Source organism: Saccharothrix deserti (assembly GCF_009769385.1).
In the GTDB taxonomy this organism is placed as follows: domain Bacteria; phylum Actinomycetota; class Actinomycetes; order Mycobacteriales; family Pseudonocardiaceae; genus Actinosynnema; species Actinosynnema deserti.
The window spans coordinates 177302-199107 of record NZ_VKAB01000018.1 but is presented as its reverse complement, the minus strand read 5'-3'; the positions used below and the strand labels follow the sequence as shown (position 1 = coordinate 199107).

Genomic DNA, 21806 nt, shown 5'->3' with positions numbered 1-21806 from the left:
GCACCACGAGCCGGCTGCTCGGGCACGCGCTCGACCGGCCGTCGCAGTTGCCGCGGTCTGGCCAGGGTGTTCCTGCACCGGGGCGAGTGGGACCGGGCCGACGACCGACTGACGCGCGCGCTGCGGTTACCCGCGTTCCTCTGTTCGCCGTGACGTCATCGTCCCGTGCGGATCGTCACTTCAGCGGACGTCGTCCGGCGAACCCCAGGTCCGCGCGGTGGTACCACTCCAGGCCTTCGTCGCCTTCGAGCCAGCACAGCAGGACGGGGACGCCGTCGAGTTCGGACGGGAAGTCGATCAGCAGGGGAGCGAACCCCTTCAGCTCGGCGCCGGTCGCCTGCACCGTGGTCATGAGGTCGTCGAGCCGGGCCTGCGCGGCCTTGAGCTCGGGCAACCCGCCGAGGTCGGTGGGCGGTCCGCCGTCGTGCAGGGAGGCGGCGAGTTCGGCGGCGTCGGCGCGGACCGCGACGATCTCGGCGAGCACAGGTCGAAGCCTGGCCAGCTCTTCTCGCGCCTCGGACACCTCGAACAACGCCACCCCTGGCCTGTCGTGATCTCCCACGTGTGCAAAGGCTACCCGCTGTTCGGCGGGCAGCACGTCGTCAAGTGGGCTTGCAGTTCGCCGAGCGCGGCCGTGATGCCGGTCGGATCGGCGCGGTAGTAGACGGTCTTGCCGTCGCGCCGGGACGTGAGCAGGCCGCCTTGGCGCAGCAGTGACAGCTGCTCGGAGGCGGTGGACTGGGCGATGCCCGCACGTTGTGCCACCTGGCCGACGGTGAGTTCCGCGTTGCCGGCGAACTCCAGCATCAGCTGCTGCCTGGTCTCGCCGGCCAGGGCTTTGAGGAAGCGGCGGGAGGTCTCGCCCAGTTCGACCACGGTGCCTACGATCCCAGACGTATCGTCATTTCGCGAATCTCCGATACTATCGACCTATGTCGATGGTTGAGGTGCTGGTGATCGGCGCCGGTCAGGCCGGTCTGGCCGCCGCGCACGCGGTCAAGGCGGCGGGCGGCGTGCCCGTGCTGCTGGAGGCGGGGGAGCGGTCGACCGGGTCGTGGGCCCGGTACTACGAGAGCCTGACGTTGTTCTCGCCCGCCCGGTACAGCGCGCTGCCGGGGTTGGCGTTCGACGGCGACCCGGAACGCTATCCGGGGCGGGACGAGGTGGTGGACTACCTGGCCCGGTATGCCGACCGGCTCGACGTGGACGTGCGCACGGGATTCCGGGTGGAGAAGGTCGTCGCCGGTGATGGCGGGTTCGAGGTGGTGTCGGTCGACGGCGAGCGGTTGCGTGCCCGGCGGGTGATCGCGGCCAGCGGTGGGTTCGGCCGGCCCTACCGCCCGGCGTTGCCGGGGTTGGACACGTTTACCGGGTCGGTGGTCCACGCCGCCGACTACGTGAACCCGTTGGCGTACCGGGGAAAGCGGGTCGTGGTCGTCGGCGCGGGGAACTCGGCGGTGCAGATCGCGTGCGAACTGGCGGCCGACGCACGGGTCACGTTGGCCACGCGCAAGCCGATCCGGTTCGCCCGCCAACGCCCGCTGGGACGGGACGTGCACTGGTGGTGGGCGGTGACCGGGGTGGACGTGGTGCCGATCGGCCGGTGGCTGCCGAAGCAGTTCTCCACGCCCGTGCTGGACGTCGGGGTCTACCGGGCGGCGGTCGACGCGGGGCGGCCGGACCGGCGGCCGATGTTCACCGGTCTCGACGGCGACACGGTCACGTGGGCCGACGGCAGCCGGGAACGGGTCGACGCGCTCGTGCTCGCCACCGGTTACCGGCCGGACCTGGGTTACCTGGAGTCGTCGGGCGCGTTGGACTCCGGCGGTTTCGCCCGGCACCACGGCGGGCTGTCGACCACCCACCGCGGGCTCGGTTTCGTGGGGCTGGAGTGGCAGCGCAGCCTGTCGTCGGCGACGTTGCGGGGCGTCGGACGTGACGCCCGGTACGTCGTGCGGAAGCTGGCCGGGTAAGGACCGCCCTCAAAGGATGCCCTCGGCTACAACCCCTGCCCTTGGCCGGGGGTGGCTCGGAGAGGTGAGCCTGGGCGCGACCGCACGCCGTTCACGACCCGGGCCAGGTGCAGGGCGTAGGTCTCCCACTCGTGCAGGTGCTCGGTCGCGATGCCGAACACCGCCACCGCGTCGTCGGCTGTGAGGTGGACCGCCACCTGCAACTGGCGGACGCGCCGGCCCGCGACCGCGGAGTCCTGCGCGATGATCAACGCCCGACCCAGCGGGATGTCGATGGCACGCACGTTGGCCGCGAGAGGTCGCACGGCGGCGGCGAGCGCGGACAGCGGGTCGTGGTCGCTGGTCGGGTGAAGGGCAACGGTGAACAGGCCCGTGGTCGGGTGCGCCGGCTCCAGGACCGTTGCCGCGTAACGCACACCGCCCTGGCGCAGCTGCTCCACCACGAGTTCCTGCGCGGAGGTCAGGGCGGCACGTTGCGCGGCCGTGGCGGCGGGCCAGACGTCGGCGATCATCCGCGGGGTCCGGTCCACCCGGTCCGCCTGGTCCGCCGGTTCGGCCGCCAGGTCGAGCGGGGTGAACTGCGGCGGCACGTCGAACACGAACGGCAGCGTCATGACATTCCCTTGAGGGCTGCGACGAAGGTGTCGGGGATCGCCTGCACGGCGTTGCCGGTCAACGCGACGCCCGTGCCGACGGCCTCCGCGACCCTGGGCCACAGGCCGAGCTCACTGGACGGCTGCGCGACGGCCATGTCCTACCCCCCGAACGCGCCGGCGCCCGTGCGGTCGGCGAGCACGTAGTCCTGGACGCACTGCCGGCCGACGGCGGCGCTGTCGCGGTAGACGCGCGGGTTCGGCTCAAGGTCGAGGAGTTCACCGCGCCCGCCGACGGTGGCGGTGATCAGGCCGTCCGGCGAGTCGGCGGTCGCCCGGATCTCGGCCATCCCCTGTTGCACGCCCTGTTGCACGGCGCGCAGGTCGTCGGCGAGTCGCCGGTAGGCGCTTGAGTCCATGGCCGGAATGCTGGCTCGCCGCTGCCCGCGCACGGCGGCACGTGACCGCTTCCGGCCACCCCGCCGTCGGCCCGCGCCCGAGTGCCGACGATGTGCCCGTGAGACGACTCAGCACCGCGCTCGCGGCCGTCGCGCTCGTGGCACTGTCCACACCGGACGCTCTGGCGGCACCGCCGCCGGGCGCCTGTCGTGATCCCGAGCCCGCGCGCCCGCCGATCAAGGAACTGCCGTGGGCGCAACAGGCGCTCGACGTGACACGGGCCTGGCCGCACAGCACCGGGGCCGGGGTGCTCGTCGCCGTGGTGGACACGGGGGTCGACCGCGACCACCCGCAGTTGAGCGCGCCCGGCAAGGTGGTGCGCGGCGAGGACTTCTACCTGGTCGGCGACCTGCCCGGCGATTTCGACTGCGGTTCGCACGGCACCGCCGTGGCGAGCATCGTCGCCGCCGATCCGGTGGACGGCGTGGGTTTCCACGGTGTCGCGCCCGGCGCGCGGGTGCTGCCGGTGCGGGTTGCCGAGCGGGATCTCGACGACACGGGCGCGGTGAACACGCTCGACCCGGTCGTGCTGGCGCGCGGTATCTGGTATGCCGCTGACCAGGGCGCGAAGGTGCTCAACCTGTCGATGTCGGGGCAGGAGGACAACCAGTACGTGCGGGACGCGGTGGCGCACGCGGTGGCCAAGGACGTGCTGGTGGTCGCCGCCGCCGGCAACCGCCAGCAGGACGGCGGCGCGCGGATCGCCTCGTTCCCGGCCGCGTACGACGGTGTGCTCGGCGTCGGCGCGATCGACATCGCGGGTGACCGGATGTCCGGCTCGCAGGTTGGCGACTACGTCGACCTGGTCGCGCCGGGTGCGGCGGTGGCCGGTGCGACCCGTGCGGGCGGGCACGCCTACTGGCAGGGCACGAGCTTCGCCGCACCGTTCGTCGCGGGCACGGCGGCGCTGGTGCGGGCGGCGTGGCCGGAGCTGACCGCGCCGGAAGTCGCCCGCCGACTGCTGGCCACGGCGAGTCCGGCACGCGGTGAGGCCGCCGCGTACGGGGTCGGTGTGGTCAACCCGTACCGCGCGGTCACCGATGGTCTGGCTGCCGCCAAGCCGGACGTCATGCCGGTGGTCGTCAAGCCGGTCGAGGACCCGGACGTTGTGCGTGAACGGCAGTGGTGGCACAACGCGGCGGCGAACGCCCGTGTGTACGTGGTGGGCGCCGTGGCGGTGGTGGTCGCTGCGGGCGTGCTCGCGCTGGTCCTGGTCAACGGTCGCCGCCGGCGGTGGACGCCGACCAGGCTGGACCGGCTGCCGGACGGGCCTCCTCCGGTGGAGCCGCCGGACCAGGTGTTCCTCTTCAGTCGGTGAAGCGTGTTCCGGTGAAGCGTGTTCCGGTTCAGTCGGTGAAGCGCGCTCGTGTGCGCCTGCCTTCCTGTGTGCATCTGCCTGTGCGTGTGCATCTGCCTGTGCCTGGTTCGCCTGTGCCTGTGTGCCTGGTTCGCCTGCCGCGCCGCTGCCTCCTTCTTATCCCGGCAACGTCAATGGTGCGCTGAAAGTTTCCCATTGACGTTCGATTAGCTCGTTGGAGTGATCTCGGCCATTGCCGCGTCCAGCCGGTGGAGCGCGGAAAGGCCCCGACGCCACGGCGTCGGGGCCCTTCGTCGGTCGCTCAGCTCAGATCGAGGTGCTGCCGATCCGTGCCACGGCCGCGCCGAGCGCCTGCTGGAGCTCGCCGTTGGCCTTGTCCACCCCGCCGCGCAGCGCCTGCAGCATGGCCTGCTGCGCGGTCGACACCTGGTGCCACGCGGCGCTGATCTCGCTGAACTGGCCACCGGCCGAGTCCAGCCAGTCGGCGGAGGTGGCGCCGGACGTGGTGCGCCAGGTGTCCATCTCCTGCTCGACCCTGGCCACCGTCGAGGCGATCTGGCCGGCCAGCCCTTCGAGCTGGGCGAAGTTGCCCTTGATGAGCATGTCGGTCTCTCCCTTGTCCTGGCCGGGGCGTTACCCGAGCGCTCCGCCGAACGGGCTGGCGCCCTGCACGGCGTTCAGCCCGGTCGCCGACATCTCGTCGGCGGTGAGGTAGGTGTTCGAGGAGAACCTGGTGTTCTCGCCGAGGTTGTTGAGCGCCGTGGTGAGCCGGGCGATGCCCGCCTCCCACTGGGCGTGCGCGGCGTCGAACGCGGGCCGCGCGGTGCCCTCCCACGCGCCCTTGAGAGCGTCCACGGTCGGACGCAGCGACGCCACGTGTCCCTCGATGTCACCGGACACGGTCCCCGCCATGGCGGCGGCGCGCTCCAGTGTCTCGGTAACACCGTGAAGTTGGTCCTGCACTCCGGTTCTCCCTTCCGCTGGTATGCCGGTCGGCGATGCACAGCGAACCGCGTCGGCACCGTGCGCCGGCGGCACGCGGCACGTTCCTGCCATCACCACCCGCGGAGCACCCCTGCGGCACCACGATCGGTTCACGACACCGACAGGAGGGGGAGCCGGCGTGGCGACCGTGGTGGTGACGAGGCCTCAACGCAGGCCCGCGCCGGAGATGCCGTCGGGCGAACTCGTGCTGGAGGCGCCGCCGGAGATCCCGCAGCCGACGGGCAGGCAGTGGACGCAGCTGGTCGTGGTGCTGCCGATGGTGGCGATCATGGCGGCGATGCTGCTGATGTTCGGCGGCAGCACGGCCGGTGCGCTGCGGTTCGTCGTGTTCGGGCTGTTCGGTGTGGCGATGCTGGCGATGGTGCTGGTGTCGCTGCTCAACAACAGCGGTCCGAGCAAGCGGGAGATGGGTCAGGCGCGGCGCGCCTACCTGCGGCAGTTGGCCCAGCACCGGGTGCGCGTCACCCGGTCGATCGGCCGTCAGCGCGACGCGTTGGCGCACCTGCACCCGGAGCCGGACGCGCTGCTGTCGCTCGCCGCGGGCGACCGGCGGTGGGAGCGGCGCCGGTCCGACGCGGACTTCGCCGTCGTGCGCGTCGGACTCGGCCCGCAGAGCCCGGCGCTGGACCTCGTGCCGCCGGACACCAAGCCGTTGGAGCAGCTGGAACCGTTGTCCGCCTTGGCGTTGCGGAGGTTCCTCACCACGTACGCGGCGGTGGCCGACCTGCCGTTGGCGTTGGCGCTGGCCGGGTTCGGCGTCATCCACGTCGGCGGTGACCGGCAACGCGCGGTCGCGCTGGTCCGGGCGGTGTTGGCGCAGCTCGCCGTGCTGCAGGCGCCGGACGACGTGCGGGTGGCGATCTGCGCGGACGACGGCGCGCGGCCGTCGTGGGAGTGGGTCAAGTGGCTGCCGCACGCCCTGCACCCCGACCGGACCGACGCGGTGGGGCCGGTGCGGCTGGTGACGTCCGGGGTGGTCGCGCTGGAGGCGTTGCTGGACGACCTGCTCGCCGACCGGCCCCGGTTCGATCCCGACAGTGCGCGCGGGACGTCCGGGCCGCACCTGGTGGTGGTGTTGGACGGTGGCGTGGTCGCGGGCTCGGACCACCTGATGACCGGTGGTGGTGTCGAGGGCGTGACCGTGCTGGACCTGTCCTCGCCGCTGCCGCGCGTGCCGGAGCGTTCGGCGTTGGCGCTGGAGGTGTCCGCCGACGGTGTGCTGACCGCGTTGACGGTGGACGGCGACGTGGAGCTGGGGCGTGCCGACGCGCTCGACCTGCCGACGGCCGAAGCCCTGGCCCGGCAGCTGGCGCCGTTGCGGCTGACCGCGGGTGGGGGCGGTGAGCAGCCGTTGTCGGGCGACACCGGCCTGTCGGACCTGCTGGACCTGGGCGACCCGTACGCGTACGACCCGGCGGAGAACTGGCAGCAGCGGCCCAACCGGGACCGGCTGCGCATCCCGTTCGGCATCCGCGAGGACGGCACACCGGTCGACGTGGACCTCAAGGAGTCGGCACAGGACGGCATGGGGCCGCACGGTCTGCTCATCGGCGCGACCGGGTCGGGCAAGAGCGAGTTGCTGCGCACGCTGGTGCTGGGGCTGGCCGTGACGCACCCGCCCGAGTCGCTGAACTTCGTGCTGATCGACTTCAAGGGCGGCGCGACGTTCGCCACGCTGGACCGGCTGCCGCACACCAGCGCGGTGATCACCAACCTGGTGGACGAGCTGCCGCTGGTCGACCGGATGGCCGACGCGGTGAACGGCGAGCTGGTGCGGCGGCAGGAACTGCTGCGCGCGGCGGGGAACTTCGCCTCGCTGCGCGACTACGACCGGGCCCGTGCGGCGGGCGCGCCGTTGCCCGAGGTGCCGACGCTGTTCGTGGTGTGCGACGAGTTCAGCGAGCTGCTGTCGGCCAAGCCCGATTTCGTGGACATCTTCGTGCAGATCGGGCGGTTGGGGCGGTCGCTCGGGGTGCACCTGCTGCTGGCCAGCCAGCGGTTGGAGGAGGGGCGGTTGCGCGGGCTGGACACGCACCTGTCCTACCGGATCGGGTTGCGGACGTTCTCGGAGCTGGAGAGCCGCACCGTGTTGGGGGTGGCGGACGCGTTCAGCCTGCCTCGCGCGCCCGGCCACGGGTTCCTGAAGTTCGGCACCGAGCCGATGGTGCGGTTCCGGTCCGCGTACGTGTCCGGCGTGCACCGCAGGCCTGGTTCGGGTGTTGGGGTGGGGTCTGTGGACTTGCCCGGTATGGCGCTCTACAGCACCGATTACGTGGCGCCGGTGGCGTTGCCCGTGGTGGCTCCGGTGGACGAGGAGGCCGTGGGGGAGAGCTTGTTGGACATCCTGGTCGACCGGCTGGCCGGGCGTGGCACGCCCGCTCACCAGGTGTGGTTGCCCCCTTTGGGTCAGTCGTCCAGTTTGGACTCACTGCTCGGGCCGTTGGGTGTGGATCCGGAGCGCGGGCTGTGTCCGGTCGACGCGCGGCGCAGTGGTGGTCTGCGTGCGGTCGTGGGGTTGGTGGACCGGCCGTTCGAGCAGCGGCGTGATCTGCTGGAGTTCGACCTGTCCGGTGCGGCCGGGCACGTGCTGGTGGTCGGCGGGCCGCGCAGTGGCCGCAGCACGGCGTTGCGGACGGTGGTGACGAGCCTGGCGTTGACCCACACGCCGCAGGAGGTGCAGTTCTACTGCCTGGACTTCGGTGGTGGGCTGCTCGGGGCGTTGCGCGGGTTGCCGCACGTCGGTGGGGTGGCGGGGCGGCAGCAGGCGAGTGCCGTGCGGCGGACCGTGGCCGAGGTGTTCACCGTGTTGGAACGGCGGGAGCGGTTGTTCGCCGAGCACGACGTGGACGGCATCGCGGGTTTCCGGGCCATGCGCCGGGAGGGGCGGTTCGCCGACGAGTCGCACGGTGACGTGTTCCTGGTGATCGACGGCTGGCAGACGTTGCGCAAGGAGTTCGAGGACCTGGAGGACGTGGTCTCCGACATCGCGACCCGTGGGTTGTCGTTCGGTGTGCACGTGGTGGGGACGTGCGCGCGGCCGTTCGACCTGCGGCCGGGGATTCGTGATCTGTTCGGCAGCCGGTTGGAGCTGCGGTTGGGCGACCCGCTGGACAGCGTGGTGGACCGGCGCAGTGCGGCGGCGGTGCCGGAGGGTGCGCCCGGCCGTGGGATCACTTCGGGGAAGCACCACTTGCTGGTGGCGTTGCCACGGATCGATGGTGAGTCCGATGTGGATAGTGCGACGCCTGCTCTTGGTGCTCTGGTCGACACGGTCTCGCGGGCGTGGCCGGGTGCCCACGCGCCTCGGGTGCGGTTGTTGCCCGGTCGGGTGTCCTTGGCGGATTTGCCTGCGGTTGACGAAGATCTGAGTTTCGCCATCGGTATCGCGGAGCACGATCTGGGGCCTGTGCACCTGGACTTCCTGGCGGACGCGCACTTCCTGGTGCTGGGCGACGCGGAGTCCGGCAAGACGGCGTTCCTGCGGTTGCTGGCCCGGCGGATCGTGGCCAACCGGACTCCCGCGCAGGCCAGGGTGCTGGTGATCGACCACCGGCGTGGTCTGCTCGGCGCCGTGCCGGACACGCACCTGCTCGGTTACGGCGCGGATACAACCACCACCGCACACTTGTTGTCGGAAGCGGCGCGGGCGATGGCGGGTCGGTTGCCGGGTCCGGACGTGACGGCGGAGCAGTTGCGTTCGCGGAGCTGGTGGACCGGGCCGGAGTTGTTCGTGCTGGTCGACGACTACGACTTGGTGGCGACCGGGATGGACAACCCGTTGTTGGCGTTGCTGCCGTACCTGCCGCAGGGGCGTGACATCGGGCTGCACGTCGTGCTCACGCGGCGGACCGGTGGTGCGGGGCGGGCGTTGTTCGAGACCTTCATCGCCCGACTGCGTGACGTCGGCTCGCCGGGGTTGCTGCTGTCGGGCGACAAGAACGAGGGGCCGTTGTTGGGCGGCCTCAAACCCGAGCCGCTGCCACCGGGCCGCGGCCGGCTGGTGGACCGACGGCGTGCGCCGTCGCTGGTGCAAGTGGCAGATCCGGACCGAGGGAGCGATCAGTGATCTACGGATTCACCGAGGACATGGCGGCGTTCAAGCCGCGACCGCTGGACCTGGCGAAAGTGGCGCGGGAGGCGGTGCCGGGTGGGTGCGCGGGCGGGGGGATGCTGGAGTGCGGGCCGTTCCAGGCGGCCGACGAGGCGTCGACCACCGCGTTGACCACCTACCTGACCGCGGTCGACCAGGAGTTGGCGCAGTGCCGCGAGATCGCGGTGGCGTGCGCAGACGACTACGAGCGGGCCGACGGGACGGGTGCCCAGGCGCTCGTCCAGGTCCGCGACGCCGCGCCGCTCGGGCCCGCGCCCGTGTTCGCCGCGGAGCACATCCAGGCCATGGATGCCGCGGGCATGGTCCCGGCGGGGAATTGGAGGCGCTGACATGAGCTATGCGGGCATGACGTTGGAGCAGATGGCCAAGATGGTCGGGCAGGAGGTGGGTCACCTCCCCCGGCTGGAGCAGGCGGGCCGGATGTGGTTGGCGGCGAGGGAGGAGCTGACCCAGTCCGGCGCGTCGTTGACCGGCGAGATCGGCAACCTCGCTCCGCAGTGGACGGACCAGGCCGGTGACCTGTTCGCGGCGCGGGGTCGGACGGCGGCACAAGGGATGGCGGCGTGGGTCGCGCGGATCGACGCGGCGCAACCGTGGGTGGCGTTGGAGACCGTGGCCAAGGACATCCCGGTGACGAAGGCGTTCATCGACCAGTGCCTGGAGGCGCAGGCGAAGCTGTTGGCGGCCAGGACCCAGATGTTCGCGAGTGAGGGGTCCAGGGGGCTCAACGCGGGGGCGCTCGGGGCGATCGAGGCGCAGCTGCTGGAGTTGCAGCGGCGGGCGGCGGAACGGATGGACGCCCTGGGCAAGCTGTACGTGGCCGCGACCGATGCGGTTCGTGCGGCGGCTGAGGGCGAGCAGGCGCCGATGGCGGCCGGTGGCTCCTCGGGCGGTCCTGCCGGTGGTCCTTCTGGCGGTCCGGCGGGCGGTCCAGCCGGTGGTGCTGCAGGTGGCCCGGCAGGCGGTGCTGCGGGCGGTCCCGCCGGTGGTGCAGCCGGCGGTCCGGCCGGTGGCCCGGCAGGCGGTCCGGCCGGTGGCCCGGCGCTGTCCGGCGGGGGTGCCGCGGCACCCCCGAAGCTGCCGTCCGTGGTGCCGCCGTCGGTGAACCTGCCGCAGGCCCCTCCGGCGCCGGCGCTGCCACCGTTGCCCGTCGCACCGCCTGTGCGCGTGCCGGGTGGTGCCGGCGTGGGCCCGGCGTCGCTCCGGGGCGTAGGTGGTGTGCGAGGTATCGGTGGAGCCGGCCTGACCGGCGCATCGGGCGTGCCCGCGATCGCCAAGGCCGCGAAGCCGGGCACCCTCTCCGCCGCCGCGCTGACCCCGCCGTTGCCACCCACGCTGCCCACGGCGGCAGGTGCCACATCGGTGCCGACGACCGGCGGCAGCGGCGTGCCACCGATGATGCCGCCCGGTGCGGGCGCGGCAGGTGGGCAGTCCGGTTCGGGCAAGCCCAAGCCCGGCGACGCCCAGCGCCAGCCCGCCGGCAAGGGCCGTCGCCAGCCAGGCACACCGGGCGTGCCCGACCACCTGCGAGGTAGGGCGAATCCGGGCGGCGTGCTGCCCACGCGGGCGGACCGACGTCGGCCCCCGGAGGCGGACGCGCTGGACGAGGAGCTGTGGGAGACCGGGGAACCGAGGTCACCCCTGATCGGCCGCTAACCGGCACCCACACACCGCAACCGCCCCTCTGCAGCAACGGGAGGGGCGGTTGCGCTGTCTGGTGTATGCGGTAGCCCGGTCCCGCCGGAGCGAGAGCGGTTGCGGTGTCTTGTGTATGCAGCAACCGCCCCCTCCGTGGTTGCGTGAGGGGGCGGTTGCGGTGTTGTGGCGAGATCGTCAGATGCGGCGGAGGGCGGTGGCGGGGTCGAGGGGGGAGCCGTGTGGTACGCGGGAGACCAGGCTCACCGGTAGGCGTACGGGGGTGACGTTTTCGTACCCGAGCACTTCAAGGACCTCGCGGTTGGCCAAGGCGTGCGCACGGCCCTGGTCGGTCACCAGCACCACCGTGCCGACGGGCGCGTCGGGACCCGGCATCACCTCCACCACGGCGGCCCGGCCCGGTGGCACGACCACGCGATCCGCCAACGGCGTCCCGTTCTCGGTGCGCCGCGCCGTCGCCGTCATCAACGGGTCGGGGTCCGGCAGGTCGGGGTCCACGACCAGTGCGGGAGGCGAACCGGTGCTGTCGAAAGACGCGCACAGCACCGAACCGTCCACCGAGGCGAACTCCGGCCGCCCGGTGGGAGGCTTGCCCGGCCCGGACTCCACCGGCGGCCCCTGCCGCGCCTGGCCCGCCGCGACCAGACCCAGCGGGATACCGACCGGCTGACCGCCGTCATAAGCCTGCGCGGTCGGCTGGAAGGCGCGCTGGATGTCGTACTGCAACTCCGAGATGGGACGCAGCACCTCCGCCTCGACGAGGTAGTGCTGCACCTCGCCACCGGACGTCTCGACCACGAACAGCTGTCCGATCCGCGCCCCGGGCGCCGCCTTGGACGCGGCCCCGATGTCCGGCAACGCGATCGGCGCGATCGGCTCCCCGGCCGGCAGCACGTCGACCAGCGCCGAACCGACCCGCGCCCGCGGCTCGGACCGCAGCGCCAAGCCCACCGCCACCGTGTCGGCCTGCCGGATCCGGTGCCGGAAGCCGCGCCACAGCAGGTACTGGTCACCGGTCTCGGGCACGTCCACCAACAGCGCGCGTTCGTCCAACGGACGCCCACCCGGCACACCGCCACCGACGACGAGCACCGAGTCGTTCACCGTCGCACCGGTGACGTCCGGCCGGGGCTGGGAGCACATCGTCCACCCACCCGTGAGCAGCCGGGAAACGTCCGGGAGCGAGTCGGGCGCGTCCGCGATCCCCAGTCGCGGCCCGCGCGGCACCCCCGCCAACGACTCGCGCGACACCGTCCGCGTCTCCGCGTGCTTCCCCAACGCCAGCAACGCCGACACGTAGTTCGCCACCGGGTGCAGCCGACCGTCCACGTACACGTGCCGTGCGCCGGTCTCCTTCTCCACCACCACGAACTCGCCACGCCAAGCGTTGCTCCCGCCCGGCGACACCATCCCGTACACCCCGAACGCCGCCAGCACGACCACCGCGATCGCGATCCCGCCGAACGCCGCCACCACCGCCCGGCGGAACGGCGGCTGCTCGGGGTCGGTCTCGCCGGTGACGAGCGCCGACACCACCCGTTGCTGCAGGAACTGCTGCGCCTGCAACTGATCCCGGTTCGACGCCACCGTCAGCCCCCCAACCCGCGCAGGTACCCGTACAGCCCCAGCACCGCGCACACCACCGGCACGACGGCGACGACCACGGCGATCTCCAGCAGCTCCGCGTAGCGCGACAACCGCGCACCGCGTTTCGTACGGGCCAGTCCCGCGCTGATCACCAACGCCCCGATCCCGATCACCGCCGGCCCGGTCGGCAGACACGCCAGCACCGCGATACCGGCGGCGAGCAGCGGACCACGTTGTCGCACCGCCGGGTACAGCCGGGCGCGCAGCAACAGCCCCACGCCGAGCACTCCCAGCAGCACCAAGGCCCACACGTCACCGCGCGTCAACAGCACCGCGCACGCCACCAGCACGACCGCGCACCCCGCGAGCATCCCGGTCAGCAGACGATCCGCCCGCACCACCGCCTCGCGCACCGCCGCCCGCGCCGGCCGCGGTGGGTCGGCGATCAGGTCCGCGGCCGTGCGCGGCAACGTCGGCAACGGCACCCGGCCCAGCCGGATCGCCAACGGCGCGCACATCGGCGAGAACACCAGCACCGCGCCCGCGACCACCGCTGCCGCTTCGACGCCGTTCAGCACGTCGGACGCCAACCACGCGCCGGCCGCACCGAGCAGTGCGGCCGTGATCGCGCCGGTGAACCACACCGCCTGTTCCGCCACCCCGATGAGCGCTAGCACCGCCACCACCAGCACCGCCGCGCACGCCGACAGCACGTGCGGCGCGCCCAGGCCGTGTCCGGTGCCGAACAGCAGCACGCCACCCAGCCCGGCGAACGGCAGCGCCAACGCGGCGACGACCGCACCCGCCCCCGCGTCACCGAACGCCCGTGCCAACGCCACACCCGCCGACAGCAGGACCGCCGCCAGCCCCCACGACCACCACGGAGACGCCAGGGCGGCCATCGGCACGACGCCGAGCAGCACCAGCGCCCCGCCCGCGAGCAGCCCGGCCCGCCGCGTGTGCCGGGGACCCCACGTCCGGCCGAGACCGGACGCGATCACGTCGACCAGGTCGTCGTACTCCAACTCCGGCCACTCGGTCCGCCGGTGCGCCAGGTGCAGAACTTCGCCGTCGCGCACCCGGTGTGCGGCGAGCGTGCGGCCGAGTTCCAACGCGGTGCCGTCCGGCCTGCGCAGCAGCCAGCCGTCGTCGGTGGGCGGCTCGCCCGCGTGCTTCAGCAGCCCCGGCAGCACTTCCGCGACCGACGAGTGCTCGGGCAGCGCCAGATCGATGCGCCGGTGGGGTGCGGCGATCGTCACCCGCACCAGCCCTGTGGTGTTCATGCGCGTCACGATGGACCGGCGGCGATGTCCGTGGTACCCGCGCGGCAGCTACCGGACACGGCGGTCGGCGGCTGGACGTGCTGCGGCACCGTGGGGACAATGAGCACCGCGATGGCGAATCCTCCTGGCAACCACCTCGTCCCCCTGGGCGTCGGCCCGGTGGCGACGGTGTACGCGGGCGGCGGGACCGCGTACAAGGTGTTCCCGATTTCACTGGACCGCCGCACCCGTGCCGCTGTGGAACGCGAGATCGCCAAGTGGCGCCGTGTTCCCTTCACACCGGTCGTGCGCGGCGTGGAGGAGCTGGCCGACGGCGTGACCGCGGTGGTCTCGGAGCTGTGCCGGTACTCGCTGGCGACGAGAGTGCGCCACGACGGACCGCTGCCGGTCGCCGAGGTGCTGGACCTGGGGCAGGTGCTGGCCGAGGCACTGGGCGCGGCCCACGCCGCGGGGCTGGTCCACGGCGGGGTGACCGCGACCAACGTCCTGTTCCGTGCTTCCGGTGAGCCCGTGCTGGCCGACGGCGGCCTGGCGGTGCGCCGCGCTTTCCCGTCCGACCCGCCGGTCGACTTCGCCGCACCCGAGACCGTGCGCGACGCCGTGCGTGATGCGCGCACTGATCTGTACGGGCTGGGCGCCGTGCTGTACCTGGCGCTCACGGGCCAGGTGCCCTACCCGGGCCGGATGGGTGAGCGGGCGGAAGAGCACCTGCTGAGGGTCCTGGGCGCCCCGGCGCCGGAGGTCTCGCGACCGGACCTGCCCGCCGGCCTGGCCGACCTGGTCCGCGGACTGATGGCGAGGGATCCCGACACCCGTCCGTTCGACGTGGCGGCCCAGTTGGCGGCCATCGCCGGCTCGGGCTTCGACGACTTCGCCGACACCCCGTACCTCACCCCGCCCACCTACTTCCCGACCACATCGGCCCGAACGCCCCCCGCACCCCCGATCCACCCACCGCTCGCCCCGCCGCCAACCGCGCCACCGACCGCGCCACCAACCGCACGGCCACTCACACCGCCGCCGTTCGCGCCACCGCCCAGCCAGCCTCCGCCAGGGCCGCCGCAGGGCGGCGTTCCACCTGTGTTCCTACCGGTCGCGCCGCCGCCGGGTGAGGGTCCGCCTGCGCCGTTGCCGGTCGTGCCGCAGGGAAGCCAGGCTCCGGTAGCGCCGCCGGCTGGGACGCCGTCCGCGCCGCTGCCGGTCGTGCCGCCGCCGGGCCAAGCCTCGCCGACGCCGCCGGCTGGGACACCATTCGCACTGCCGCCGGTAGCGCCATCGTCGAGTCAGGCCGCGCCGCCGCCGGGCGATGCTCAGCCTGCATCGCCGCAGGTTGCGCCGGGGGAAAGCGAGGTCTCGGTGGGGCCGCCGTCTGGGCCGCCTTTCGCGCCTCTGTCGGTTGCGCCGCCGTCGGGTCGAGTTTTGCCGGTCCAGCCGCCTGGGGGGCCGGTAGCACCGCCGTCGCCGGGAGCGCCCGGAGACGAGTGGGCGAGCGGGGGATTGACGTCACCGCCGGAGCCCGAGGGGTATTTTTCCGTCTCGCCCGCGCCGCCTGTGCGGATGCCGATCGCCGAGGTCAAGCCTTCGGACAAGGGGGATCGGCGGGGACGTCTCGGGCTGGTCGTCGGCATTGTGGGCGCGTTGGGGTTGTTCGCCGCCGCGCCGTTCCTCCTCCTCCGCGAAGATCCGCCGCCATCGGCGCCGATCCCGCCGACCATGAGTGCGCCGGGCGGTGAAGCGGCGGCTCGGATCGAGTTGGAGGTGGTCTCCGAGGCCGACAACCACGTTGATCTCGCGTGGCGCAGCTCGGCCGACCTGAGTTACGTGGTGGTCGTAGCTCCCGAGGGGCAGCCGAACCGGAAGACGCCGGAGTTGCGCGGCAAGACGACGCGGGTTCCGATCGAGCCGAAGCGGCAGTACTGCTTTGAAGTCTGGGGCACCGACGGGGACCAGAATTACGTCAGTCAGCCCCAAGGCATCCGTGGAGCGGTCTGCACGACGAAGTGACGATCAGTAGCGGAACGCGGCTCGTAGCCGGGCTTTCCACGGACGCCGCGCCAAACCCGCTCGCACCGCTCGCACCGCCGCCCACGCCTGCGCTCGCGCGTCCACCGGTGCACCGGACCACATCGTGGCGTCCACGGCCGTCGCCAGGCCCGACAAGGCATCCGCAGTCGGCGGGTCGACCACGGGTCGGGCGGCGGTAGCGGCGTCCCGGACGGTCATCGCGGGCGTCACCGCCACCCCGTGCCTGCGCAAACGATCGCGCACCTCGGCCCACGCGTCGGCCACCGTGCCGGAACGCCGGCGTCGCCACGACCGCACACCCACCAGCACCGGCACCGCCGGCAGCCAACCCACCGCCGGCACGACCAGCAGCCACAACGCCAACGCCCACGGCACCCGAGTGGTCGGAGCGACGTCCTCGGGGGCCGCCGGCAGATCGGGTGACACCATGTCCTCCACCGGCGGCAACTGGGAACGGGCCTCCTCCGTCACCGCGGACAGCCCGTTCGAAGCCGACGACACCCGCGCCGACCCCGTCGGGTCCAACGCAACCCACCCGACACCGGCCACGGCCACCTCGGGCCACGCCAGCGCGTCCCCGTTGCGCACCACCGAACCGCTGTCCGGCCCGGCGAACCCGACCACCAACCGCGCCGGGATCCCGAGCAGCCGGGCCATGGCCACGTACGCCGCCGCGAACTGCTCGCGCGTCCCGCGCTTCTCAACGGTGAGGAACCGCTCCAACTGCGGCCACCCGTGCCCGACCGGCAGGTCACCGGTGGTCACCAGCTCGTAGTTGTCCCGCATGTACTTCTCCAGCACCATCGCGGTCCGGAACGACGAACGCATCTCCTGCACCGCCGCGTTCGCCAACGCGTGGACCGAAGCCGGCGCCGTGCCGACCCCGGCCTTCCCGCCCGGCGCCGAGGGGTCGATCGCCTTCCCCATCAACGATGTGGGGTCGACCTGCGGCTCCCACCAGGTCAACGTGTACGAGGAAACATCGGCCTCGCTCAGCAAAGTGCCACGCGCCGGATCCACCAGCGCGTCGACGCCCTCCACCGTGGCAGGCCAGGTCTGGCTCGGCAGCCAAGGCCTGCCCAACGACTCCAGCAACCTCACCTCGGCCGACCGGGACGAAGGCGACTCGACGACGGGCGGCAGTCCCGCGCCCATCCGCCGCAGCTCACCACCGGGCGTCCAGTTCACCCCGTCGAACTCGTCCAGCACCGCGATCGGCCACCGGTCGACCCGGGCGGACGACGTGTACTCGAACACCGGCTTCGAAGGATCGGCCAGCCGCGACGGCAACTCGTCCAGCGGACTGGCCACCCGCGGCGTCGCCAACGGCGCGAACTCATCCGTCCGCAACGACAAAGCCGGCCCGGACGACACCGCACCCAACGCCACCGCGCCGACGACCCCGAGCGCCACCGCCGCCCAAGGAATCCCACGCGCGACGATCACCGCACCACAGGCGGCGAAGACGACAGCGGCCAGGATCGCCGGCGCACCACTGGCCGCCGCGTAAGCCTGGCTCAACGCCACCACACCCAGCGAGGGCAGGAGGGAAACCAACGGCGCCCGCAGCCGGAGCAGCAGTTCGACCCCGAACACCGAAGCGGCCAACACCAGCAGCGGCACGAAGACGACGACCTCGGGTTCCGGGAGCGCGGGCCACGTCGTCTGCAACGCCAGCCGCCACGAGTCCGTCACCCCGGCGAGCACGGCCGAGGGGTTGGCACGCAACGCGACCAGCAGACCCGCCAGCCCCGCGACGACCGCCGCCACCGCACGCCAAGCCTCACGCGAACGCAGCCACAACGTCACCGCGAGAGAAGGCAGCACGGTCGCACCGACCGGCAGCAGCAACGCGCCGACCCCGAACACCGGCCCGAACAGCAGACCCGCCACCGAAGCGGCCGCGAAAACCGCCACGACCCCCGACCCGCGCACAGCGGGCACACCCAACAGGACGCTCACCCCACCGCCTCGTTCCAGCGCCGCACGGCACGCTCGGCGTCCGGCGCCCAGATCACCCGCGCCCCGACCACGTCACCGGGACCACCGAGGGAGAACACGACATCCGGCCGCAGCGGCGCGATCGCGTCGAGCGGACCCGCCGTCACCACCACCAGGCTGCCGGGCGGACGTGACGGCAACGCGGCATCGGACCGCACCCCCAACACGCACAGCTCGTCCAACAACCGCCGAGCCCCCAACACCCCGCCCCGCACGGTCACGTCCACCCCGCACGGCGTCAGCAGCCGTCCGTGACGACCGGCGACGACACCCGCGTGCAGCAGGGAAGCGGCGATCTCCACGGCCTCCTCGAAACCCTTGGGGTGCCTGGTGTCCAGCAGCAACGTGAACCGGGGCTGGTCCGGGTCGGCGTAGTCGCGCACCATCAGCCGACCGGTCCGCGCGGTCGCCTTCCAGTGCACCAGCCGCACCTCGTCACCGGGCACGTACTCGCGCACCTCGCGCAGGTCCAGCGAACCGCGCGGCGACTGGTCGGTGGTCGGGCCGTCGTGGTGGTGCCGCCGGTAACCGCCGGCGAACGGCCGGGCCGGGTGCAGCCGGGGGTGCACCCACAGCGTCACCGTGTCACCGGTGTCCACGAGGTTGCGCACCAGCCCCAACGGGTCGGCGCGTTCGATCGCCAACGGGCCGACGGTGTGCTTCCCACGGGAAGTCGTCGGCAGTTCGTACCGGTACACCGCGTCCGCCCGCACGACCACGCCCCGCACGTGGGGCCCGCACCGGTCCCGCGCGGTGAAGCCGCCGCCCGCGTGCCGCACCGCCAACCGCGCCAACGCGGGCCGTCCCCGCTCGACCCGGTCGGGGTAGACGTCGCGGCGCACGTCGACGCGCGGACGCCGGGCCGCGACGAAGAACGCCGCCACCACCGCGCCCACCGACAGCCCCGCCAACGCCTGGAACAACGGGTAGCCGGCCAGGAAACCGCCCACACCGCACAGCACGGCCACGACGAGCACGGCGACGCCGCGTCGGGTCAACCGCACCGGTCAGCCCGCCGACAGTGGTGCGGTGACCGTGCTCAGCACCTCCGCGACCACCTCGGCGGGCCGCCGCTGGTTCAGCTCCGCGTCGGGGGTCAGCACCAGCCGGTGCGACAGCACCGGTTCGGCGACGGCCTTGATGTCGTCCGGCGTCACGAACAGCCGCCCCTCGGTCGCCGCCAACGCCTGCGCGGCCCGCACCAGGGCGATGCTGCCGCGCGGGCTCGCGCCCCAGCGCACGGCGGTGTGCTCACGGGTGGCCGCCGCGACCCGGACCGCGTACTCGCAGATCGCGGGCGCGATGTGCGAGCCGCGGACCTCGGTGATCGCCGCGCGCAACGTCGGCATGTCGATCACCGGTTGGAGATCGTCCGGGCCGACCCGCGCGGCGTCGCTCATCACCACCAGCACCTCGGCGGCCAGGTCCGGGTAGCCGACGGACAGGCGCATCAGGAACCGGTCCAGCTGCGCCTCGGGCAACCGGTAGGTGCCCTCCATCTCGATCGGGTTCTGGGTGGCCACCACCAGGAACGGGTGCGGCACCTCGTGCGCGATCGAGTCGACCGTCACGCGCCGCTCCGACATGACCTCCAGCAGCGCCGACTGCGTCTTCGGCGTGCCCCGGTTGACCTCGTCGGCCAGCACCACGTTGGCGAACACGCCGCCGGGGTGGAACTCGAACTTCTCGGTCTTCTGGTGGTACACGGTCACACCGGTCACGTCGCCGGGCAGCAGGTCCGGGGTGAACTGGATGCGGTTCCACGTGCCGCCGACGCTGCGCGCCAGGCACCGCGCCAGCGTGGTCTTGCCCAGGCCGGGCACGTCCTCGACGAGCAAGTGCCCCTCGGCCAGCAGCGCGGCCACGGCGTACCGCACCACCTCGGGCTTGCCGCGCACCACGCGCTGCACGTTGTCCGCGATCGCCTGGTACGCCATGGTCGACTTCGGCGCGGTCATCGGTCCTCCCAGTACAAACGGTTCGACTCGACGCCACCCGCGACCACCCACACCGTCCGGCCGGGGCTGCCGTAGTAGAACCGATCGGTCGTCTTGTTGCCCTGCGCGTCGGTGCGCACCGTGGCTCCACCGTTGCTGTAGTCCGGATTGGAGGAGTACGGCACCAGGCGGTAGTCGGTGTTCGGGGCGAAGCCCCGCATCTCGATGTGCATGTAGGCGCAGTCCGGGTTCCGGCAGGTATCGCCGTCGTCGTAATCCGGGCCGCGCGACACCGTGATCGTCATCGGCTGCCGTGGTGTGGCTGCCGCGGATGCGGGCGGACCCGATCCGGCCGAGTTCTGGGCGACCACGGTGAACGTGTACGCGGTGCCGTTGGCCAGGCCCGAGGCGGTGAAGCCGCGTTCACCACCGCCGACCGAGGCCGAGCCGCCGTTCCAGCTGATCTGGTAGGCGGTGACGGACGCGCCGTTGGCGGCGGCGGCGCCCCACGCCAGCACGACGGAGCCGTTGCCCGGCGTCGCGTTCAACCCGCCAGGCGCACCCGGTGGGCTCGCCGGGATCGGCGGCGGCGGTGGCGGCGTCTGCCGACGCTGCGTCGGCTGCTGCTGCGCGGGGGGCTGCTGGGTGCCGACAGCCGGTGGTGGCGTGGTGGTGATCGGGGGCGTCGTGGTCGACTCGGACGGTGGCGGCTCGGGCGTGCGGGAACCGCTGGTCCCGGTGCCGTCCACCGGCACGGGGGTCACCTTGCCCTCGATGTCGACCACCAGCACGTGCTTGCCCTCGCCGCTCTCGACGTAGAGCCGCTTGTCCTCGCCCTTGGTCAGCCGCGGTGAGCCGCGTTCCGCCGGCACTGGGGTCGACCCGCGCTTGCCGCCGGTGCCGTCGTAGGTGTGCAGGGTGCCGCCGCGCTGGTCGAGCACCGCCACGGTGGAGCCGGTGGCCTCCGGCACGGCGTAGTCGCCCGGCCCCAGCGGCACCGTCACGATCTGCGCGGGGGGCCGGTCGCCGACCACGTCCGCCGTGTCCACCAGGTACAAGGTGCCGGCGGGGTCGACCATCGGCACGCGGCCGGTGACGTCGCCGGGGCCGATCTTCGTGGTGTCCGGCATGTCCTTGCCGATGGCCTTCGGCCGGCCGAGGCCGTTGTCCTCCACCACCTGCATCGTGTCGGCGGTCGTGTCGACGAACACCGGCTGGTCGCCGACGACGGTCAGGCCGCCGGTGTGTCCCGGGGTGATCGCGGCCGGGCAGGACGGCGCGGTGGCGCCCGCGGACAGGTGGCACAGCTGGCCGCTCTCGATCTTGTGCAGCCACAACGTGCCGTCCGGGGTGGCCACCGGGTGACCCAGCCGCTCGCCGATCGCGATCGGCGGTGTGGGCTCGTCACCGCTGAGCCGCACCACGCGGCCGGTCTCCCGGTAGATCAGGTACGGGCCGCCCGCGCCTTCCAGCGCCACCGGCAGCTCGGCCTCGGTCGGCGCGGCGGTCGTGCCCTCGACCCGCAGCGTCGACTTGCCGAACTCGGTGTACTTGCCCTTGCCGATGACGTAACCGCTGCTGTCGCTCTGCACGACCAGGCTGCCCTGCTCGGCGTCCGGCATGGCGACCTCGGCGTTGACCTGCTTGGTCGCGCCGTCGACGTGGAACACCTTGCCGAGCGCCGAGTTCAGCACCCAGTGCCCGGATTGCAGGAACTCCAGCTGCGGCACGCCCGACGCGCCGCCGATGGCCAGGCCGGCCACGGTGAGGCTCGCGGCGGTCAGCAGGGCGACCGGCACGCGGCCCCGCCACTTCACTGAGATTCTCATGGCACCGACCCCCTAGTCTGCAATCACGT

General features: G+C 72.7%; 19 protein-coding genes. 6 read left to right on the top strand and 13 right to left on the bottom strand.

All coding sequences use genetic code 11. The features are described from left to right. Window positions 1–175: 175 nt before the first annotated feature. Window positions 176–538, bottom strand: coding sequence for a DUF2203 domain-containing protein (locus tag FM051_RS29140; RefSeq protein WP_158849018.1), 363 nt, complete (start codon window positions 536–538; stop codon window positions 176–178). 35 nt (window positions 539–573) lie between these two features. Further along, a complete protein-coding gene (locus tag FM051_RS29135; protein ID WP_202919068.1) occupies window positions 574–876 on the bottom strand; it encodes an ArsR/SmtB family transcription factor in 303 nt (100 codons plus the stop codon). 62 nt (window positions 877–938) lie between these two features. On the opposite strand from FM051_RS29135, the gene FM051_RS29130 reads away from it, so the two are divergent. Beyond that, on the top strand, window positions 939–1973 hold the full coding sequence (locus FM051_RS29130; protein WP_202919076.1) for a flavin-containing monooxygenase: 1035 nt from the start codon (window positions 939–941) through the stop codon (window positions 1971–1973). 26 nt (window positions 1974–1999) lie between these two features. On the opposite strand, the gene FM051_RS29125 is transcribed toward FM051_RS29130, so the two are convergent. From FM051_RS29125 to FM051_RS29115, 3 genes are read right to left on the bottom strand one after another with little or no spacing between them, the layout of a single operon-like run. After that, complete coding sequence (locus tag FM051_RS29125) at window positions 2000–2587, bottom strand: hypothetical protein (RefSeq protein WP_158848877.1); 588 nt, start codon at window positions 2585–2587, stop codon at window positions 2000–2002. Further along, a complete protein-coding gene (locus FM051_RS29120) occupies window positions 2584–2724 on the bottom strand; it encodes a hypothetical protein (protein WP_158848875.1) in 141 nt (46 codons plus the stop codon). Before FM051_RS29120 ends, FM051_RS29125 begins: the two co-directional genes overlap by 4 nt. Before the next feature lie 3 nt (window positions 2725–2727). After that, window positions 2728–2985, bottom strand: coding sequence for a YbaB/EbfC family nucleoid-associated protein (locus FM051_RS29115; protein WP_158848873.1), 258 nt, complete (start codon window positions 2983–2985; stop codon window positions 2728–2730). A gap of 98 nt (window positions 2986–3083) precedes the next feature. Here FM051_RS29115 and mycP point away from each other — a divergent pair, with 98 nt between their 5' ends. After that, window positions 3084–4343 (top strand): type VII secretion-associated serine protease mycosin, encoded by a 1260-nt coding sequence (mycP, locus tag FM051_RS29110; RefSeq protein WP_158848872.1) that lies wholly within the window; start codon window positions 3084–3086, stop codon window positions 4341–4343. Window positions 4344–4649: 306 nt separating this feature from the next. Here the strand turns inward: mycP and FM051_RS29105 are convergent, their stop codons facing one another. Together FM051_RS29105 and FM051_RS29100 are read right to left on the bottom strand one after the other, a co-directional pair. Next, window positions 4650–4946, bottom strand: coding sequence for a WXG100 family type VII secretion target (locus FM051_RS29105; protein WP_158848871.1), 297 nt, complete (start codon window positions 4944–4946; stop codon window positions 4650–4652). A 30-nt stretch (window positions 4947–4976) separates the two neighbouring features. After that, window positions 4977–5399 carry a WXG100 family type VII secretion target gene (locus FM051_RS29100; RefSeq protein ID WP_274383746.1) on the bottom strand — a complete coding sequence of 141 codons (423 nt, stop codon included), beginning with the start codon at window positions 5397–5399 and terminating at the stop codon, window positions 4977–4979. 67 nt (window positions 5400–5466) lie between these two features. Between FM051_RS29100 and eccCa the strand changes: the two genes are divergently transcribed. Genes eccCa through FM051_RS29085 form a run of 3 tightly spaced genes read left to right on the top strand, consistent with a single transcriptional unit; the run spans window position 5467 to window position 11115 of the window. After that, window positions 5467–9414 (top strand): type VII secretion protein EccCa, encoded by a 3948-nt coding sequence (eccCa, locus tag FM051_RS29095; protein ID WP_158848869.1) that lies wholly within the window; start codon window positions 5467–5469, stop codon window positions 9412–9414. Then, a complete protein-coding gene (locus FM051_RS29090) occupies window positions 9411–9788 on the top strand; it encodes a hypothetical protein (protein WP_158848868.1) in 378 nt (125 codons plus the stop codon). Before eccCa ends, FM051_RS29090 begins: the two co-directional genes overlap by 4 nt. 1 nt (window position 9789) lies before the next feature. Then, entirely contained in the window at window positions 9790–11115 is a 1326-nt protein-coding gene (locus FM051_RS29085) for a hypothetical protein (RefSeq protein WP_158848867.1), read from the top strand. Window positions 11116–11292: 177 nt separating this feature from the next. On the opposite strand, the gene eccB is transcribed toward FM051_RS29085, so the two are convergent. Then, window positions 11293–12702 carry a type VII secretion protein EccB gene (gene eccB / locus FM051_RS29080; protein ID WP_158848866.1) on the bottom strand — a complete coding sequence of 470 codons (1410 nt, stop codon included), beginning with the start codon at window positions 12700–12702 and terminating at the stop codon, window positions 11293–11295. A 2-nt stretch (window positions 12703–12704) separates the two neighbouring features. Further along, window positions 12705–13985, bottom strand: coding sequence for a type VII secretion integral membrane protein EccD (gene eccD, locus FM051_RS29075; RefSeq protein WP_158848865.1), 1281 nt, complete (start codon window positions 13983–13985; stop codon window positions 12705–12707). A gap of 99 nt (window positions 13986–14084) precedes the next feature. Between eccD and FM051_RS29070 the strand changes: the two genes are divergently transcribed. Beyond that, window positions 14085–15989 carry a serine/threonine protein kinase gene (locus FM051_RS29070; protein WP_158848863.1) on the top strand — a complete coding sequence of 635 codons (1905 nt, stop codon included), beginning with the start codon at window positions 14085–14087 and terminating at the stop codon, window positions 15987–15989. Window positions 15990–15992: 3 nt separating this feature from the next. On the opposite strand, the gene FM051_RS53305 is transcribed toward FM051_RS29070, so the two are convergent. From FM051_RS53305 to FM051_RS29050, 4 genes are read right to left on the bottom strand one after another with little or no spacing between them, the layout of a single operon-like run. Further along, window positions 15993–17972 carry a transglutaminase TgpA family protein gene (locus tag FM051_RS53305; protein ID WP_158848861.1) on the bottom strand — a complete coding sequence of 660 codons (1980 nt, stop codon included), beginning with the start codon at window positions 17970–17972 and terminating at the stop codon, window positions 15993–15995. After that, entirely contained in the window at window positions 17969–19015 is a 1047-nt protein-coding gene (locus tag FM051_RS29060) for a DUF58 domain-containing protein (RefSeq protein WP_158848859.1), read from the bottom strand. Before FM051_RS29060 ends, FM051_RS53305 begins: the two co-directional genes overlap by 4 nt. Window positions 19016–19018: 3 nt before the next feature. Further along, the gene (locus FM051_RS29055) at window positions 19019–19969 is read right to left on the bottom strand and encodes an AAA family ATPase (RefSeq protein ID WP_158848857.1); all 951 of its coding nucleotides are present in this window, start codon (window positions 19967–19969) and stop codon (window positions 19019–19021) included. Next, the gene (locus FM051_RS29050; RefSeq protein ID WP_158848855.1) at window positions 19966–21777 is read right to left on the bottom strand and encodes a fibronectin type III domain-containing protein; all 1812 of its coding nucleotides are present in this window, start codon (window positions 21775–21777) and stop codon (window positions 19966–19968) included. Before FM051_RS29050 ends, FM051_RS29055 begins: the two co-directional genes overlap by 4 nt. Window positions 21778–21806 lie beyond the last annotated feature (29 nt).